The following is a 649-nucleotide window of genomic DNA, read 5'->3' as shown; positions in this document are numbered from 1 at the left end:
AGCACGCGCGCCGGGCCATGGGCTTTCGCAGCCTGCGCGACCGCGGCCTCGGCGGAGGCGGCATCAGAGACGTCGCAGGTCACGGCCACGCCCTTGATCTCGGCGGCAACCGTCTCTGCAAGCTTGGCATTGAGATCGCAGACCGCGACCTTGGCGCCCTGCGCCGCCAGTTTTCGCGCGGTGGCAGCGCCCAATCCCGATGCGCCGCCGGTGACGATGGCTGCCTGATCCTTCAACAACATGGCGTTCTCCTTTGGCGATGATTTCTTAAGCGACCGATATCACACGGTCGGACGGATTGGCAGCGTAGAGCTCTTCGATCAGCGCGGCGCGATGCTCGAGCACCGCGCGCTGGTTGATGGAGCCCTTGTCGGTGACCTCGCCCTTGTCGATCGAGAGCGGCGTGTCCATCAGGATCGCGCGCGTGATCCGCGTCGAGGAACCGGTGGCTTGGCTGAGGAAACCGGTCAGGCGCTCGCGAAAGGCTTCGCGCACCAGCCGGTCACGCGTTGCGACGATGAGGTCGTCGGTCGGCAGCGTCGGGTTGATCAGCCGGCAACCGTCGAGGTCGAGCACGACCAGGGCAGAGACCTCGTCGCGGTTGATGCCGGCGATGACGACGTCGCGCACCAGCGGTGCGCAGGCCGCT

1 protein-coding gene and 1 pseudogene are annotated in these 649 nt (G+C 66.7%); both read right to left on the bottom strand.

Annotated features, from left to right (window positions below):
* Positions 1–242: SDR family NAD(P)-dependent oxidoreductase (locus MOV74_RS39790; protein ID WP_246933067.1), on the bottom strand; the 242-nt coding region annotated here is incomplete at its 3' end.
* 25 nt (positions 243–267) lie between these two features.
* Positions 268–649: pseudogene (locus tag MOV74_RS39785) on the bottom strand (feruloyl-CoA synthase); the annotation flags it as partial.

Origin of the sequence: Bradyrhizobium sp. SHOUNA76 (genome assembly GCF_023006445.1) — a bacterium.
Lineage (GTDB): Bacteria > Pseudomonadota > Alphaproteobacteria > Rhizobiales > Xanthobacteraceae > Bradyrhizobium.
The sequence above is the reverse complement of the archived record's forward strand: the minus strand, read 5'-3'. Positions and strand labels throughout refer to the sequence as shown.